The sequence below is a fragment of the Brachybacterium atlanticum genome, assembly GCF_025669985.1.
Taxonomy (GTDB): Bacteria; Actinomycetota; Actinomycetes; order Actinomycetales; family Dermabacteraceae; genus Brachybacterium; species Brachybacterium conglomeratum.
This window is the reverse complement of record NZ_JAKJJW010000016.1, coordinates 1-16,103: the sequence shown is the minus strand read 5'-3', so window position 1 is coordinate 16,103 and position 16,103 is coordinate 1. Positions and strand designations below refer to the sequence as shown.

General features: G+C 72.7%; 14 protein-coding genes and 1 pseudogene. 3 read left to right on the top strand and 12 right to left on the bottom strand.

From position 1 onward, the window contains the following. Window positions 1-350 precede the first annotated feature (350 nt). The 3 genes from L3K22_RS09505 to L3K22_RS09495 form a co-directional block, all read right to left on the bottom strand. Window positions 351-773 carry a GNAT family N-acetyltransferase gene (locus L3K22_RS09505; protein WP_263311173.1) on the bottom strand — a complete coding sequence of 141 codons (423 nt, stop codon included), beginning with the start codon at window positions 771-773 and terminating at the stop codon, window positions 351-353. Next, window positions 770-1,291: a DinB family protein gene (locus tag L3K22_RS09500; protein ID WP_263311172.1), complete on the bottom strand. Its 522-nt coding sequence runs from the start codon at window positions 1,289-1,291 to the stop codon at window positions 770-772. Before L3K22_RS09500 ends, L3K22_RS09505 begins: the two co-directional genes overlap by 4 nt. A 119-nt stretch (window positions 1,292-1,410) precedes the next feature. Beyond that, window positions 1,411-2,334 (bottom strand): sulfite exporter TauE/SafE family protein, encoded by a 924-nt coding sequence (locus L3K22_RS09495; RefSeq protein ID WP_263311171.1) that lies wholly within the window; start codon window positions 2,332-2,334, stop codon window positions 1,411-1,413. Between the two features lie 110 nt (window positions 2,335-2,444). On the opposite strand from L3K22_RS09495, the gene L3K22_RS09490 reads away from it, so the two are divergent. Both L3K22_RS09490 and L3K22_RS09485 read left to right on the top strand, forming a co-directional pair. Further along, complete coding sequence (locus L3K22_RS09490) at window positions 2,445-3,596, top strand: phosphotransferase family protein (RefSeq protein ID WP_263311170.1); 1,152 nt, start codon at window positions 2,445-2,447, stop codon at window positions 3,594-3,596. A 91-nt stretch (window positions 3,597-3,687) separates the two neighbouring features. Then, a complete protein-coding gene (locus L3K22_RS09485) occupies window positions 3,688-4,476 on the top strand; it encodes a fructosamine kinase family protein (protein ID WP_263311169.1) in 789 nt (262 codons plus the stop codon). A 165-nt stretch (window positions 4,477-4,641) separates the two neighbouring features. Here L3K22_RS09485 and L3K22_RS09480 read toward each other — a convergent pair whose 3' ends face one another. From L3K22_RS09480 to gdhA, 4 genes and pseudogenes are all read right to left on the bottom strand, one after another. Beyond that, window positions 4,642-6,069 carry a hypothetical protein gene (locus tag L3K22_RS09480; RefSeq protein WP_263311168.1) on the bottom strand — a complete coding sequence of 476 codons (1,428 nt, stop codon included), beginning with the start codon at window positions 6,067-6,069 and terminating at the stop codon, window positions 4,642-4,644. 388 nt (window positions 6,070-6,457) lie between these two features. Next, entirely contained in the window at window positions 6,458-7,675 is a 1,218-nt protein-coding gene (locus L3K22_RS09475; protein WP_263311167.1) for a hypothetical protein, read from the bottom strand. A 49-nt stretch (window positions 7,676-7,724) separates the two neighbouring features. Continuing rightward, window positions 7,725-8,597: pseudogene (locus tag L3K22_RS09470) on the bottom strand (IS3 family transposase); the annotation flags it as partial. A gap of 221 nt (window positions 8,598-8,818) precedes the next feature. Further along, entirely contained in the window at window positions 8,819-10,162 is a 1,344-nt protein-coding gene (gene gdhA, locus L3K22_RS09465) for an NADP-specific glutamate dehydrogenase (protein WP_263311166.1), read from the bottom strand. Window positions 10,163-10,396: 234 nt separating this feature from the next. On the opposite strand from gdhA, the gene L3K22_RS09460 reads away from it, so the two are divergent. After that, window positions 10,397-11,785: an MFS transporter gene (locus tag L3K22_RS09460; RefSeq protein WP_263311165.1), complete on the top strand. Its 1,389-nt coding sequence runs from the start codon at window positions 10,397-10,399 to the stop codon at window positions 11,783-11,785. A gap of 55 nt (window positions 11,786-11,840) precedes the next feature. Here the strand turns inward: L3K22_RS09460 and L3K22_RS09455 are convergent, their stop codons facing one another. From L3K22_RS09455 to L3K22_RS09435, 5 genes are all read right to left on the bottom strand, one after another. After that, window positions 11,841-12,503 carry a TetR/AcrR family transcriptional regulator gene (locus L3K22_RS09455; RefSeq protein ID WP_263311164.1) on the bottom strand — a complete coding sequence of 221 codons (663 nt, stop codon included), beginning with the start codon at window positions 12,501-12,503 and terminating at the stop codon, window positions 11,841-11,843. 87 nt (window positions 12,504-12,590) lie between these two features. Next, window positions 12,591-13,136, bottom strand: coding sequence for an O-acetyl-ADP-ribose deacetylase (locus L3K22_RS09450; RefSeq protein ID WP_263311163.1), 546 nt, complete (start codon window positions 13,134-13,136; stop codon window positions 12,591-12,593). Window positions 13,137-13,233: 97 nt separating this feature from the next. Continuing rightward, on the bottom strand, window positions 13,234-14,157 hold the full coding sequence (locus tag L3K22_RS09445; RefSeq protein WP_263311162.1) for an NADP-dependent oxidoreductase: 924 nt from the start codon (window positions 14,155-14,157) through the stop codon (window positions 13,234-13,236). 244 nt (window positions 14,158-14,401) lie between these two features. After that, window positions 14,402-15,130 carry a glycerophosphodiester phosphodiesterase gene (locus L3K22_RS09440; protein WP_263311161.1) on the bottom strand — a complete coding sequence of 243 codons (729 nt, stop codon included), beginning with the start codon at window positions 15,128-15,130 and terminating at the stop codon, window positions 14,402-14,404. Window positions 15,131-15,191: 61 nt separating this feature from the next. After that, a complete protein-coding gene (locus L3K22_RS09435; protein ID WP_263311160.1) occupies window positions 15,192-15,959 on the bottom strand; it encodes a glycerophosphodiester phosphodiesterase in 768 nt (255 codons plus the stop codon). Between the last annotated feature and the right edge of the window lie 144 nt (window positions 15,960-16,103).

Sequence of the window (16,103 nt, the reverse complement as noted above, 5' to 3'; positions counted from 1 at the left end):
AGCACCCCAGCACCCCAGCACCCCAGCACCCCAGCACCCCAGCACCCCAGCTCATGGTCGCCCGCCGGCGCAGGGCGTACCAGTATGCCTATATAGGCGTAGCGGTACGCCACACGCCATCAGTCGACCACGAGACTCCGCCGAACGCCGGATGAAGGCCCCGGGGACCCACCCGACGCGGCCCCCGGGACGCACGGGACGCACGGGACGCACCGGACGGCGCCTTCCCCGGGCGCTCACAGCCCATCGACGACGCGGTGCGCACGGTGACCGGCGCGAGCGCCTGACCTCCCCGACGCTCCGCGGGTCGGCGCGACGGGCGGCCGCGGCGCGCCGCGTCGGCCCTGCGCTCAGCGCAGCCGCACGAAGGAGCGCAGGCCGGGGTCGTGATCGTGGGCCTCCACGAAGCCGAGCGCCTCGTAGAACGTGCGCTGACCCGGTTCCGCGTCGGTGAGCAGCACCTGCTGACGCACCGTGTCGAAGGGGGCCAGGGCCTCCTCGACGAGGCGGCGCCCGATGCCCCGGCCCTGCGCCTCGGGGCGCACCAGCACGTCCTGCAGATAGGCGATGACGGCGCCGTCGCCGACCACGCGGGCGAGGCCGAGCAGCACCCCGTCCCGTCGGGCGGTGACGACGTGCCGGCTGCCGGCGAGCGCCTGCTCGAGGATCGCCGGCTCCTGCGTGTAGGCGCCCCAGCCCACGGCGTCGTACAGGGCCAGTGCCTCGGCGAGCGCCGGCACCCCGGCACTGACCTCCACGTCGGCCTCGCTCACTCCCCGGTCCTCCCGTCGATCGCCTCGCGCAGGAGGTCGAGGTGGCCGGCGTGCCGGGCGTACTCCTCGATCAGGTGCGTGAGGATCCAGCGGAGGTTCAGCTCGCGACGTCCGAGGAGCCCGCGCACGGGAGCGTCGAGATCGGTCCAGCCCGCCTGCGCGTCGCGGGCCGCGGCGACCCGCTCCCGGTAGACGGCGACGTCGGCGAGCGCGGTCTCCGGGGTGCCGTCCAGCAGGTCGCCGTCGGGGTTCTCCGGCGTGCAGTACGGGTCGGGACGCTCCTCGCCGAGCAACACCTCCCCCAGCCAGTACTCCTCGACGACGCCGAGGTGGCGCACGACGCCCAGCGGGCTGAGGGTCGAGGGCGGCACGGAGCGGCGGCACAGCTGCTCGGCGTCCAGCCCCTCGATCTTCTGCAGCACGGTCGCGCGATGGAACTCGAGCCAGGCGTCGAGGGACTCGCGCTCGGCGGCGAGGAGGGGCGGCTCGATGCGGGCGTCGGCGGGGGTGTCCATCATGGGCGCACCCTCTCACGGCGCCCCGTCGGACGACGCGCCTGACGACGCAGCGCCCTCCGCTCCGTGCGGGGCGGTCGGGCCGGGATCTCAGCCCCGACGGCGGCACCGCCGGCGCGGACTCAGAGCAGCAGCGTCTCGACCAGCGTCACCGCGGCGACGCCCGCGAGCAGCGCCGCGAACAGCAGCGTCAGCGTCGAGGGGCGCGCCCTCGCCGAGAGCGGCCCGCCGAGCACGCCGCCGACGGCGGAGCCGGCCGCGAAGATCAGGGTGGTCGCCCAGTCGACCTGCACGTCGGTGCCGAGGCGGGCCAGCAGGCTCACGGTCGTCGCGATGATCATGACCAGCAGGCTCGTGCCGGAGGCACGGCGCATCGCGAGCCCCAGAGCGATCACCAGCATGGGCACGACGATGAACCCGCCGCCCACGCCGAAGAAGCCGGTGAGGAAGCCGGTGAGCGAGGCGGCGGCGATCACGGAGCCCCACCGCGGGGAGGGCGGCGCGGCCGGGGCGAACGGCAGGTCGGGCTCGCCGTGATGGTGCTGCAGCCCGTCGGCCGTCTCGACCGTGTCGGGGCCGGGCTGATCCAGGACGGGGTCGTCGTGGGAGGCGATGGGGGCGTCCCCGTCGGCGAGCGGGACGGTGCCGAGCGCGGCGGCCTCCGCGTCCTCCGTCCGACGGGTGCGGAGGCCTCGGCGCAGCATCGCCGCGGCGACGACCGCGAGCATGAGACCGAACAGGGTCAGCAGCACATCGGGCGGGACCAGGACCGACAGCCGCGAGCCGAGGACGGCGCCGACCACCGACACCCCCGCGAACACGAGCCCCGCCCGCCACTCCACGTTCCGCTGCCGCGCATGGTGGGGCAGGCTCGCCAGCGCCGTGATCAGCACGATCACGAGGCTCGAGGCGGTCGCGGCATGCGGCGGCATGCCCAGCAGGAACACCAGCACCGGCACCGCGAGGATCCCCCCGCCCGCACCGAGCGCCCCGACCACGGTCCCGACCCCGAGGCCGACGCCGATCGCGAGCAGGACGAGCTCCATCGGGGGTCTCCTTCGGGCGGGGGCGCGGGCCGGCTCATCGTATCCGCGGGGAGGGGCAGGGCGCGGGCCTGCGGCGATAGACTCGCTCCACCCCTCGGAGAGGAGCGGACATGATCCCGGATCCGCGCACCGGCACCCCGGCGCCGCTGGACCCTGCCTCGCCCGCGATGGGCGAGCGGATCGTGGAGGCGTGGCGGCGCGGCGCGCTCGTGCTCCCCCTCGGGGAGGACGACGCCACTCCCCTGCGCCTGCCCGGCCTGCACAAGTCCGCACTGCCTCCCTCCCTCTCGGGCCAGGCGCGGGTGTCGCTGGCCGGGGTGGGCGAGCGCTTCGCCGCCTGGCGCGTGACCCCGCAGGAGAACGCGTCGGTCATCGTGCGGATCGCGCATGTCGCTCCCGAGGAGCTGCACCAGGATCTGGCCCACGAGATCGCGGCGCTGACCCTGATCCCGCCGGAGACCGGCCCCGATCCGATCGCCGTGCACGACGACGCCGCGACCAGCCCGCTCGGCCACCCCTGCGTCGTCACCACCGAGATCCCGGGCGTGGCCGCAGCGCCCGAGGCCTGGACGGGCGCGCACCTGCGCTCCCATGCCCGGCTCCTCGCCCGCCTCCACGCCGTGCCCGCCCCGGGCCGCGGACCGGTGAGCTTCGGGGAGGACCCGTGGGCGGCGGTCCCCGTCGGCCCCCAGGCGCTGCTGCCCGAGGTGGAGGCCGAGGTCGAGTCCTGGCGCGCCCGGCACGGCGCGCTGCTCGCCGAGCACGGGCTCGAGCCCTTCCTCGAGGCGGCGCTCGCCCGGGTCGCCGGCATCGAGGACCAGATCGCGCAGCTGGACGGCTTCGCGCTCTGCCACGGCGACCTGTGCTCGACGAACATCCTGTGGGACGGCACCGATCCGTCGACCGGCCTGCCGCGCGTGCAGTACATCGACTACGAGTGGGCGCAGGGCGACGACCCCGCCCGCGATCTCGCGATCATCGGCGGTCCCGTGCACGGCGGGCCCTGGTACGTGCCGCTCGCCGAGGAGCAGGTCGCGGCCTTCGTCGAGGAGTACGTGCGGGCGCGCGGCGAGGTCGGCGAGGTGCCCGCGGGGATCGCCGACGTCGGCGCGCTGCGCGAGCGGATGCGGGCATGGACCGCCTACGAGCGCACCGCGATGCTCGTCCACGTCGCCTCGCGCGCCGCGACCCGCGCCTCCCACCGCCAGGTGCTGCCGGTGCTGCAGGGCACCCTCGCCGCGGAGCTCGGCCTGGAGGGCTGAGCCGCCCGCCGCGCCCTGCGGCTGTCCTCCCCACCACATTGCCCACCTGCACAGTGGCGCGATCACGTCACCCTCTGCTTACGGTGGGCCCATGAGTGACTTCGTGAAGAACGCATCGAACGCCCCCAAGGGGCACATCGCGGCCGAGGCCGCGGGCCTGCGCTGGCTCGCCGAGCCCGGTGCCGTCCCCGTGGTCGAGGTGCTCGAGGAGGAGAAGGACTCCCTGCGCCTGGCGCGCCTGGAGCCCGTCGGCCCGACCCCCGAGGCGGCCCGCGAGTTCGGCCGACGCCTCGCCCGCCTGCACGACGCCGGCGCGCCCGGCTTCGGCTGGTCCCCCGCCGACCCCGCCTTCTTCGGCCCGCTGGAGAACCCCTTCCCCGTCTCGACCCGCGTCGAGGAGGAGTTCGCGGTGTACTGGGCCGAGGAGCGGCTGCGCCCCCTGGCCGACAAGGTCACCCGCAGCCTCGGCGCCGACGGGCACGACACCGTCGACGAGGCGATCGACGTGATCGCCGACGGCGCCTACGACGGCATCAGCGGCCAGGGCACGGAGGAGCCGAGCCGCGTGCACGGCGACCTGTGGTCCGGGAACCTTATGTGGACGGCCGACGGGGTGACCCTCATCGACCCCTCCGCGCACGGCGGCCACCGCCTCGAGGACCTCGCGATGCTCTCCCTCTTCGACGCCCCGCACCTCGAGGAGATCTTCGAGGGCTACACCGAGGAGCACCCGCTGCCCGGCGACTGGGAGCAGGACCTGCCCGCGCACCTCTTCTTCGGCCTGCTCGCCCACGTGCACCTCTTCGGCGAGGCGTACGTGGACCAGGCGATCTCCACCGCCGGGGCGATCATCGCCCGGGCGGACGAGCTGGGGTTCTGAGCGGCGAGGAAGAGTCCTGACCCGCTTGCCGGGCGGAGCACCTCACCACGCGATCGAAACGTGGCCCTGTGCCGGAATGAGTCGTCGTTCCAGCGCAGGGCCACGTATCGGTGGTGGTCCGGGGCATCGCCCCCGGCCCGGTGGTCGCGGTTCAGCGGCGTGGGCTCAGTGGTCGTGGCCCTCGTGACCCTCCTCGGCGCCCCCGGCATCGCTGGCGCCGTGGTCGTGGCCCTCGTCGGCGTGGTCGTGGCCCTCATGGCCCTCCTCGCCCTTCGACTCGCTCGCGCCCGGGGAGACCTCGTACTCGCCGGAGGCGGTGCCGGTGGTCACCTGGATCTCGTGCGGGACGACGGGCAGGTCGAGCTCGCGGTAGACCTCGCCGCTGGCGACGTCGACCATGCTGAGCTTCTTCGCCTCGGGGTCGACGACGAAGGCGGTGCCGTCGGCGACCGAGAGCATCGGGCCGGCCTCCTGCCAGTTCTCGCCCTCCTCCCACTCACCGGTCACGGGGACCTCGTGGAGGATCTCGCCGCTCTCGGGGTCCAGGATGTTCAGCTCCCCGTCGTAGGTGAGCACGAGCGCCTCGCCGTCGGGCCCGCGGTCGAGGCTGCGGAACCAGTACGGGGAACCGAGGTCGATGAGCTGCTGGGTCGCGTCGCGCGTGTCGATCAGCGCGATCTCCGTGGGGCGCTCGATGCCGCCGGCGGGCTCGGCCTCGACCTTGTGGTCCGCGAGCACGATCGGGGAGTCCTCGTGGCCCTTCTGATTGCCGGAGCGCTGGTAGTCGCCGTCGATCGCGACCTTGTGGAACTCGCCGTCGCGGTAGATCACCGAGCCGTTCTCGCAGCCCAGCGAGATCACGTCGCCGGACTCGGTGGGCTTCGCGGCGGCCTCGCCGTGCACGCCGGGGCAGTCGTCGGTCTCGGCGACGACCTTGCCGTCGGCGTCGAGGACCTGGACGGTGCTGCGCTCATCCTCGGTGCCCTGTGTGGTGAGCAGCCCGCCGTCGGACAGCGGCACGGCGACGCCATGGTGCGGGTCCTCGGTCGCGGTCTCCTCGAGCACGTCGAGCTTGCCCTCGCCGAGGGCGGTCGGGTCGAACAGGGTGATCTCACCGCTGCCGTCGGCGAAGATCGCAGTGCGGTCGCCGTGAGGGACGACGTGGCCGGGCATCGGCGCCTCGACGGAGAAGTCGGTGAGCGCCGGGTCCTGGACGTAGTAGTGGAAGTGGTCGCCGTGCCCCTGGGCGAGCAGGCCGGTGTCGTACATGGTCACGGCGTCGGACGCGCTGACCGCGACGTGGCGACCGTCGCCGGCCGGGTTCAGCCGCACGTACCCCTCGACGGGGGTCTCGTTCAGCACGGAGCCGTCGGCCGAGTCGAGGGTGACGACGCCGCCCTCATGGGCCAGGACGATCCGGGGGCTGAGCGCGCCGACCTCGGTGCGGTCCGAGGACGGGGCCTCGGTCGCGCCGGTGCCGTCACCGCCGCCGTCGGAGGCTCCCCCGTCGACGCCCGAGCCGCAGGCGGCGAGCGCGAGCACGCCCGCGCCGAGGAGGGCGGCAGCGCGCCGCTTCATGACAATGCTTCTCATCAGGTGCATGCCAGGAAGCTACCAGCGAATGAGAATCTTTCGCAATTGGGGACGGATGGCGCGGGCCACCCAGAGCCGGGCGTCACCCCGTGGTCGCGAGCTCGGCGACCTGGCCGCCCGTCCGCTCCGGCCCTGGACCTCCGCCTCGACTCCACTCCGGGGCTCAGTGCGCCGAGGCCTCACGCCCCTGCATCGGCACCGCCAGCGCCACAGATCATGTGACACCTACACGTGCGTCAGTCCCTATGGCTATGGTGATCGCTTCTATGTCGTACCAAAAACGAAAGTAGTAGCTCGTTGACGGATCCCTCAGCGGGCATTCATTCGGGCAGGGCTTACGTACGCCAAGAACTTCAGCCCCACCATCCACCGCCGACCTATTGCCTCCTCAGCGGTCCGGGCCTGCATCGGAGTCCTCTGCACGAGATGTGTCGTCGTTCTGCGCCGCGTCGTGGACCGCGCTGTTATTGTTCTCTGCGCTGCGTGAGCGGCGCCGCGCCTCGCGCCGTGCGCGCTCCCGGTAGCTATAGGCGGCCTCGTGCACCGACTCTTCACTTTCGAAGCCAGACCCAATCGCACCCGCGATCGTCGCAGCAGCGGTCGCGAACAGGGTCACCAGGAGATACTCGCCCAGTACGTATTCGTCTCCGGCGTACTGGCTGAACACCTCCGGAGTGAAAACGATCAGCGCGGCAGTCAGGTTCAGGACGAACAGCCCCGCATAGCCGCACGTCAGCCCAATAGCGAGGGTCAAGACAGTCGACGCGTTGAACAGCGCCGTTCGCTCACGTTCCTGCGGCGGCAGATCTTTGGCTCGTTCCCAGAGGTGGTGATAGACGATGAGCCAAGTGATCATCACCGCAATTGAGGCGACGACGACGGCGACCAGCTGCCACGCAGCCATGGTGAGTGCGAGTTCCCACAGCGTGGTGTTCAACAGATAGAACGCGCTGAACGCGAACGCTCCCACCAACGCCCCTCGGAGACCGGAGACCAGCCGCCACGGACGATTATCCCGGACCATTCCCACGAGCAGCCGCAGACGCCCGCGGTTCGCGAAGATACGGACGTCGACCCCGTCTTGGTCTGGGGTCGTCCGCTCGAAGGCGCCGCCCAGAGCCGGGACCCGTGACCGCCGATGCGCCTGGGACCCGTCCTCCGGAATGGTCCCGCCGCGCATGTCCCCAATGAGCTGTGCCACCACCTCTGAAACTCGCCTTCGCAGGCGCATGGCCCCGAAGGCCGGCAGTGAAGCCACCGCCACGTTCCGAGTGTGGTCGGCGTCAGCGACGACGGGGCGCCGGTCGATCATCAGTGGGAGGTCGGTCACGCATACCGCGAGGTCCCAGCCATGTTCCCGCTTACGCTCGGCTGCCAGGTCCATCATCTCGAACCGCTTCTCGTCACTGGGAGGCAGCCTCTCTCGGTGCACCTCCACTCTCCAGGGACCGTCAGAGAGCTGCTCGGCGAGTAGGCCAGGCAGTTCCCGTTCGAGATGCTTCGCGACTGTCAGGGCGGTGGCGACCGGATCGGCCACCACCCCGACCACTACCTCCCCCGTCGGGCTTTGCGTCGTCCCGATGGGTTCACTCTTGTGAGTCGTCAAAAGTCGACTCCTTCCGCGCTGTCAGTGAATCGTCCCGGGTTCTCTGCCGCTACTTCGTGGGTGCGGGCTCTCGGGTGAGGGCCTCGTTGTGCAGCGTCTCGAACTCTATCGGGGTGAGCATCTCGAGGGAGCCGTGGAGGCGTCGGTTGTTGTACCAGTCGACCCAGCCGGCAGTCGCGAACTCGACGTCTGAGAGCGCCCGGAACGGCCCGGCGTGGAAGACGGTGGTGCGGATGCACTCGGTCTTGAACAGGCCGTTGACGCTCTCCATGAGGGCGTTGTCGAAGGCATCGCCGACGGTGCCGATCGACGAAGCGATGCCCTCGAGGCCGAGGTGCTCGGTGCACCGGATCGACGGGTACTGCGATCCGGCATCACTGTGCGCCACCAAAGAGCCTGGTGATACCTGGTTTCCCTCGCGTTCCCGCTGCCACAGCGCGATCCGCAGTGGCGTCATGACGAGATCGCTGCGCATGCTCGAGGACGCGTGCCGGTCCACGATCCGCTGAGCGAACACGTCGACGACGAACGCGACGTACACGAACCCAGCCCAGGTGCGCACGTAAGTGAAATCGGTGACCCAGACCAGGTTCGGAGCCGGGGCCGTGGAGTCGCGATTGAGCAGGTCACCCGCCCGTTTCCCATCAGGCTTCGGGGTGGTGCGCAGCTTCTTCGCCCGCCGGAGATCTTCGAGGCCGAGGGTCCGCATCGCCCGGTCCACCGCCCCGCGGGACGTGCTCGCGAGGCCTTCCCGGCGGCGGAGCAGCGCGACCCACTTCCGACGTCCATACAGGCCCTCGGGCGTCATCTGGACCTGCCCGGTGACGGGGTTGGCCCTCCAGGCGAGGTCGCGGATCTTGTCCTCGACCAGGGCATCTGTGATGGTGCGCTCAGCGATGCGGGCCGGCTGCTTCCAGGACCGCTAGGAGGCCGCATCACGACGACGGTGATGGAAACGCCGGAAAACAGCGTCGACACCCGTCGGTCGCCAGGGCGGCATCGATCGAGCGCCGGCGACCGCGATCGCGATAGCGGTCGCCGGCGCTCCATCGATGTGCAAGGCGGCTCCGACGGACCACCAGGTATCGGCTCCCAACTCTGCCCGGCGGGCAGGAGCCTCCGTGGGGCCAGGCCCGGCGGGGCTCAGATCACGCCGAAGGCGATCATCGCATCGGCCACCTTGCGGAAGCCGGCGACGTTCGCGCCGAGCACGTAGTCGCCGGGGCGACCCATGTCCTCGGCAGTCTCGAGGCAGGTGGTGTGGATGTTCTTCATGATCTGCGTGAGGCGCTCCTCGGTGTGCTCGAAGCTCCACGCATCGCGGCTCGCATTCTGCTGCATCTCGAGCGCGCTGGTCGCGACGCCGCCGGCGTTCGCGGCCTTGCCGGGGCCGAAGGCGACCTCGGCCTCGCGGAACACGGTGACGGCCTCGGGGGTGCAGGGCATGTTCGCGCCCTCGGAGACGGCGAGCACGCCGTTCTTCACGAGGGTCCGAGCGGCGTCCGCGTCGAGCTCGTTCTGGGTGGCGCTGGGCAGGGCGATGTCTGCCGGGACGTCCCAGACGCTGCCGCCCTTGACGAAGCGGGCGCCCTCGCCGCGACGGTCGGCATACTCGTGGATGCGACCGCGCTCGACCTCCTTGATCTGCTGGAGCAGCTCGAGGTCGATGCCGTTCTCGTCCACGACGTAGCCGGAGGAGTCGGAGGCGGTGATGGGGATGCCGCCGAGCTGGCGGGACTTCTCGATCGCGTAGAGCGCGACGTTGCCGGAGCCGGAGACGGCGACGCGGCGGCCCTCGAAGGACTTGCCGCGGGCCTTGAGCATCTCGTCGGCGAAGATGGCCGCGCCGTAGCCGGTGGCCTCCTTGCGCACGAGCGAGCCGCCCCAGTCCAGGCCCTTGCCCGTGAGCACACCCGCCTCGTACTTGTTGGTCAGGCGCTTGTACTGACCGAAGAGGTAGCCGATCTCGCGGGCGCCCACGCCGATATCGCCGGCGGGGACGTCGGTGTACTCGCCCATGTGGCGGTGCAGCTCGGTCATGAACGACTGGCAGAAGCGCATGACCTCGCCGTCGGACCGGCCGTGCGGATCGAAGTCCGAGCCGCCCTTGCCGCCGCCGATGGGCAGGCCGGTCAGGGAGTTCTTGAAGATCTGCTCGAAGCCGAGGAACTTCACGATGCCGAGGTTGACGCTCGGATGGAAACGCAGGCCGCCCTTGTAGGGCCCGAGAGCCGAGTTGTACTCGACGCGGAAGCCGCGGTTGACCTGCACGTTCCCCTCATCGTCGACCCACGGGACGCGGAAGATGATCTGGCGTTCGGGCTCGCACAGGCGCATGAGGATCCCGTGGTCCTGGTACTCGGGGTGCCGGGCCTGGACGACCTCGAGAGACTCGAACACCTCCCGGACGGCCTGGTGGAACTCGGGCTCGCCGGGGTTGCGGCGGAGCACACGGTCGAAGGTGTCCTGGAGCGTCGAGTCGAGCATCGCAGTCCTTTCAAGGGCCCGGAGGCCCGATGTCGCGGGGCCCTCGGGGTCGGAGGGCGGAGCGGGGCCAGAGTACGCGTACGGAGTCGGGCGGTCACGGGACGTTCAGTGAGTGAACATGCACGTTCCTGTCTCGCCATGCACCGGCGAGACGGGGGTCACAGCCGAGCGTCGTCGCGACGGCCGTCGCACGTCCGGCGACAGCACCTCCACTCGCTACGTACGCTCGTACGCATGTCAGTGACTCCTCCCGTGCCCGTCGTGCGCCGCGCGCGCCTCAGCGTCGGCGCCCTCTTCCTCACCAACGGCGCTCTCCTCGCGAACCTGCTGCCCCGCTATCCCGAGGTCAAGGCGCAGCTCGGGATGGAGAACTCCGTGTACGGACTCGCGCTGGCCGCCTTCCCGGCCGGGGCGATCCTCGCCGGGTTCGCCGCGGGCGCGCTGATCCGCCGAATCGGCTCGGCCGCGCTCGCGACGTTCGGCACGGTGCTCACCGCGACGGGGCTGCTGGCCGCCGCCTGGGCGCCCGGGGCGCTGTGGTTCGCCCTCGCCCTGCTGGCGGCGGGGGCGTTCGACGCCCTCACCGATGTCGCGCAGAACGCCCACGGCCTGCGGGTCCAGCGGCATCTGGGCCGCTCGGTGATCAACTCCTTCCACGCCCTGTGGTCACTCGGCGCGGTGCTCGGCGGGGCGATGGCCGCCGCGGCGATCGCGCTGGAGATGCCGCTGCGCACCCATCTGCTGCTCTCGGGGATCCTCTTCTCCGTGGTCGCGCTGCTCGCGCGTCGTGCCGCGCTGCCGGGGCGGGACGTCGACGACGTCGCCGATCCGGTGGGAGCGCCGACGGGCCCGGCCGTGGCCGAGGGCACGGAGAGCACCGGCGCGACGGCCGACGATGCGACGGCCGCTGGCACGGTCCCCGGCGGCACGACGGCCGACGGGACAGCTCTCGGCGGCACGACTCCCGGCGGCACCGCGGCGAGCGACGCCCCGGCCGACGCCACCGCACAGCGCCGCGCCCCGCGCGGCGGACGCACCGCCGCGGTGCTGGGCGCGCTCGTGCTCATCGCGATCGCCGGGACCCTGGTCGAGGACGCCGGGAACTCCTGGGCCACCCTCTACCTCGCCCGCGACCTCGGTGCCGCCTCGACGATCGCGGCCACAGGGTTCGTCGCCCTGGTCGGCGCGCAGTTCGTGGGCCGGCTGCTCGCGGACCCGCTGGTGGATCGCCTCGGGCAGCGGGCGGTGGCGCGCGGCGGCGGTGCGCTGATCGCGCTCGGCATGGGACTTGCGCTGGCGCTCCCCTCCGTGCCGGGCACGATCTCCGGCTTCGCCCTGGCCGGTCTGGGAAGCGCGAGCCTGGTCCCCTCGGCGATGGCGCAGGCCGATGCGCTGCCGGGGCTGCGTCCGGGCACCGGACTGACGGTGGTCTCGTGGCTGATGCGGTTGGGCTTCCTCGCCTCGCCACCGCTGGTGGGGCTGGTGGCCGACGCGTTCGGGCTGCGGGTCGGACTGCTGTCGGTGCCGCTGGCGGGCCTCGCGGTGGTGCTGCTGGCCGGGGTACTCCCCGCCCGACGGCACAGCACTCCTGTCCCGGAGCGAGAGCCGAGCACCGTCGGCTGACGGGCTCGCGCCCGGCACCGATGCCGGGCCCGGGCCGACGCCGGGCCACGCCCCCTCAGCCCTCGCGGCGCGGGCGCGCCTTCGCGCCGGCGGCCAGACGGGCCACGCCCTCGCGGGCGAGGTCCGGCATCGGGGGCCGGAGGTGGAGGGCCTTCTGGATCACGAGGCCCTCGTTGAGGGCGTCCAGCAGCGCGGCGGTACCGCCGTCGACGAAGGGCTCGAGGCAGGCGCGGGTGCGGGCCATCCAGGCGCTGGTGATCTCGCGGAACTCGGGCCGACGGGCGGCGAGGGTGTAGAGCTCCAGGGTGATCACGAGCTCTCCCTGGGTGCCGAAGACGTCCTGGTCGATGTTCGCCTCGAAGCCGGCGAGCGCCTCCTGGAGGGTCTCCGCGCGCGCGGTGCGGGCCTCGACCCGGGCGGCGGCCTCCCCGGCGAAGCGGGTGAACGCCTCGCGAAGCAGCTCGTCCATACCCTCGAAGTGATAGGTCATCGAGCCCAGCGGCACGTCGGCCGCGGCGGCGACACGGCGGTGCGAGGTGCCGGCGACCCCGTACTCGGCGATCACCGCGAGACAGGCGTCGATGATGCGGTCGCGGCGCCCGGGATCGTGGCGACGGGTCCGCGGCGTCGCGTGAGCAAAGGTGGTGTCGGGCTCGGAGGCGGAGTCGGGCGCGAGGGCTGATCCGGCATCGGGCTCGGGGTCGGACGGCGCGGTCATCCCCCGACGGTAGCCGCTCCCCCGCCGCCGCCACTCTACGACGCCACCTCTCCCCGTCGCCGAGCGTCGGCCTCGCCGCCCTCCGGGTCAGCTCTCGCGGAGCACCTGCTCGTAGGCGGCGAGGGTCTCGTCGTCGAAGAGCACCAGGCGCAGCTCCCAGCGCCCGCCGAGCCGCGCCGCGCTCTCGCGCAGGCTCGCGATCGCGATGCGCGCGGCGCGGTCGAGGGGGAAGCGGTAGGCGCCGGTGGAGATCGAGGGGAAGGCGAGGCGGTGCAGATCGTGCTCGTGCGCGACCTCGAGGCAGCGTCGGTAGCAGGAGGCGAGCTCGGCGTCGCGGCGGGCGCGACCGGCCTCGTCGGCGCGGGCGGACCAGATGGGGCCGACAGTGTGCAGGACGTACGGGACAGGCAGGTCGTGCCCGCCGGTGAGCTTCGCGTCCCCGGTCTCGCAGCCGCCCAGGGTGCGGCATTCGGCGAGCAGGCCGGGACCGGCGGCGCGATGGATCGCGCCGTCGACCCCGCCGCCGCCGAGCAGGGTGGAGTTCGCGGCGTTGACGATCGCGTCGACGTCGTCCACCTGGGTGATGTCGCCGCGACGCAGGCTGATCAGCGGGGACCCGGCGACGGTCGTCATGGCATTCCTCCTCAGCGTGTCGGGCTCGGCAATGCCGGCGACGGAGTCATCGAGTCCCGCGATCCGCCCGCGCCCGCGACGGCCCGCCGCGGATACCTCACTCCCCGACGGTCACCACGATCTTCCCGCTCGTGTGCCCCTCCATGCTCGCGCGGAACGCATCGGCGGCGTCGGCGAGGTCGAAGGTGCGCTCGACGTCGACGCGCAGCGAGCCGGCCTCGACCAGCTCGGCGAGCGCGGCGAGGTCCCCGGCGTCGGGCCGCACCCACAGGTAGGCCCCGCCTGCCTCGGCGACGGAGTCGTCGGCGATCGAGGCGTGGCGACCGCCGGGGGCGAGCACGGCGAGGGTCTGCTCGAGCACGCCGCCCACGTAGTCCACGACGAGATCGGCGCCCCCGGGGGCCATTGCGCGGACCCGCTCCTCGAGCCCGTCCCCGTAGGTCACCGGCTCGGCGCCGAGGCCGCGGATCCGCTCGTGACTGCGCTCGGAGGCGGTGCCGATCACACGGGCGCCGGCCGCAGCGGCGATCTGCACGGCGAAGGAGCCGACGCCGCCGTTCGCGCCGTGGACCAGCACCGTCTGCCCGGCGGTGAGGCCGAGACGGTGCAGGGACTGGTAGGCGGTGAGGCCGGCGAGAGGCAGCGCGCCGGCCTGGGCGAAGGAGAGGGAGTCGGGCTTGCGAGCGGCGGCGCGCACCGGGACCATCATCTTCTCGGCGAAGGAGCCGGCCTGGACCCAGTCCTTGCGGGCGTAGGCCATGACCTCGTCGCCGACGGAGAACTCCGGGACGTCCAGGCCCACTGCCGTGACGACGCCCGCGACGTCCCAGCCGGGGATCACGGGGAAGATGGTGGTCATCAGCGGGTCGAGGCCGCCGGAGAGGACCTTCCAATCCACGGGGTTCACTCCCGCGGCGCGCACGTCGACCAGGATCTCGCCAGGGCCGACCTTCGGGTCCTCGAGCTCGGAGAGGGTGAGGACCTCGGGGCCCCCGTAGCTGCTGTAGGTGATGGCCTTCATGAGGGCGTGCAACGCGCGGCGCCCTCCCCGTATTCCCGTGGGACGCGCGCGGCTGCGGGCTTTTCCGGGTCGCAGACGCCGCGGAGAGCCCGCGGCGTCACCAGGCGTAGTCATGCCCGCCCTGCCGGACCTCGCGCGCGATCACGACCTCCGCCGGCCGCAGGAGCTCCACCAGGCTGGCGGAGCCGGGCTGGGCGATGCCTCGGGCGGCGAGACCGGGGCGGCGCAGGAGGCGCGCCGGACGTCAGCTCCGCACGTCGAGCTCGCGCTGCACCCAGGCCGGGTCGTCGGTGGTGATCGTGTCGACGCCGCAGGCGAGGGCCACCTCGAGCTGGGCCGCGGTGTTCGCGGTCCACGGGTTCAGGCGCAGACCGGTCTCGTGCGCGGCGCGGGCGGCGCGGAGGGCGAGCCCGTCGATCGCCGGGCCGATCCCCGCGGCGCCGAGGTCCTTCGCGGTCCGGATCGTCTGCTCGGTGATCTGCTCGACGAGATACGAGACCGGTGTGCCAGGGCTGCCGCGACGGATCGCCTCGAGCGCCTCGGCATGGAAGGAGATGACGGTGGAGGCCTTCGCCGGGGAGTCCTCCGGGAGCGCGGCGAGCTGCGCGGCCACTGCCTCACCGGCACCGGCGACCTTGACCTCGATGAACAGGGGCACGGTGGTCATCTCCAGCAGCTCGGCGAGCGAGGGGACCTTCTCCCCCTCCTCGAGCAGCACCGTGTCGAGCTCGCCGCGGGTCAGCTCGCCGATCGCGCCGCTGCGCAGGGGCGAGTCCGCCGCGGCGGTGCGATCGATGGTCTCGTCGTGCATGACGATCACCTGGCCGTCGGCGCTGAGATGGACGTCGCACTCGAGCAGCTGGGCGCCGTCCTCGATCGCGCGGCGGAACGCGGCGAGCGTGTTCTCTGGGGCGTGCGCGCTGGCGCCGCGGTGGCCGACGATCGCGGGACGGGCGGGATGCTGCGGGGTCATGGTGCTCCTGTCGGAGGAGAGGGACGAGCGGAGGCGGTCGATGGGGACAGTCTGCCCCCGCTCAGGCCGGGAGGGGCTTCGCGATCCGCGCCGCGGCCCAGGCCGGGTCGTCGACGGTGAGGGTGTCGCAGCCGAGCTCGAGGGCCCGCTCGAGCTCCTCCTCGGTGCGTGCGGTCCACAGGTTCAGGGCCGCGCCGAGCTCGGCCGCGCGCTCGACGTCGGCCTGGCGGGCGTCGGCGATCCGCACGCCGGCGTGGGCGACGCCGAGGTCGCGGCACGCCTGCCACCACTCGGGGCTCGTCGCGGTGGTAGTCAGCATCCGCGGGATCCACGGCGCGACCTGCTGCGCGTGCTGCAGGGGCTCCTGGTGGAAGGAGAGCAGCACGGCCGGGGCGGCCGACGGATCCGTCCAGGCCTCCGCGCCGCCGTCGCCGAACTCCTCGGCGAGGATCTCGAGCACCCGCTCCACGGCGCCCGGCGCCTTGATCTCCACCAGCAGCGGCACCCGGGTGCCGTCCTCGCGCACCGCCGCCTCGAGCACCTCGGAAAGGGTCGGGATGTGCTCGCCCTCCCCCACCAGCACACGGTCCAGCTGGGCACGGGTCAGGTCGGCGACCGCGCCGGTGCGCAGCGGGGAATCGGCCTGCGCGGTGCGGTCCAGGGTCGCGTCGTGGAGGATCACGTCCTGGCCGTCGGCGCTGAGGTGGACGTCGCACTCGAGCAGCGTCGAGCCCTCGGCGACGCCGCGCCGGAAGGAGCGCACGGTGTTCTCGGGGTCGAGGGCGGCGGCGCCCCGGTGTCCGACGAGGGCGGGCTGCGTGGGGGTCATGAGGGGTGGTTCTCCTGGGTGGGATGGTCGGCAGGGCGAGTGGCCGGGGGCCGTCGCGTGCAGGCGGCCCGGTGGGCCGACGGGTCGTGCGGGCCGGGTGGCCCCGGGGCGGGCCGGCACGACCCGCCCCGGGAGGGCGGGGTC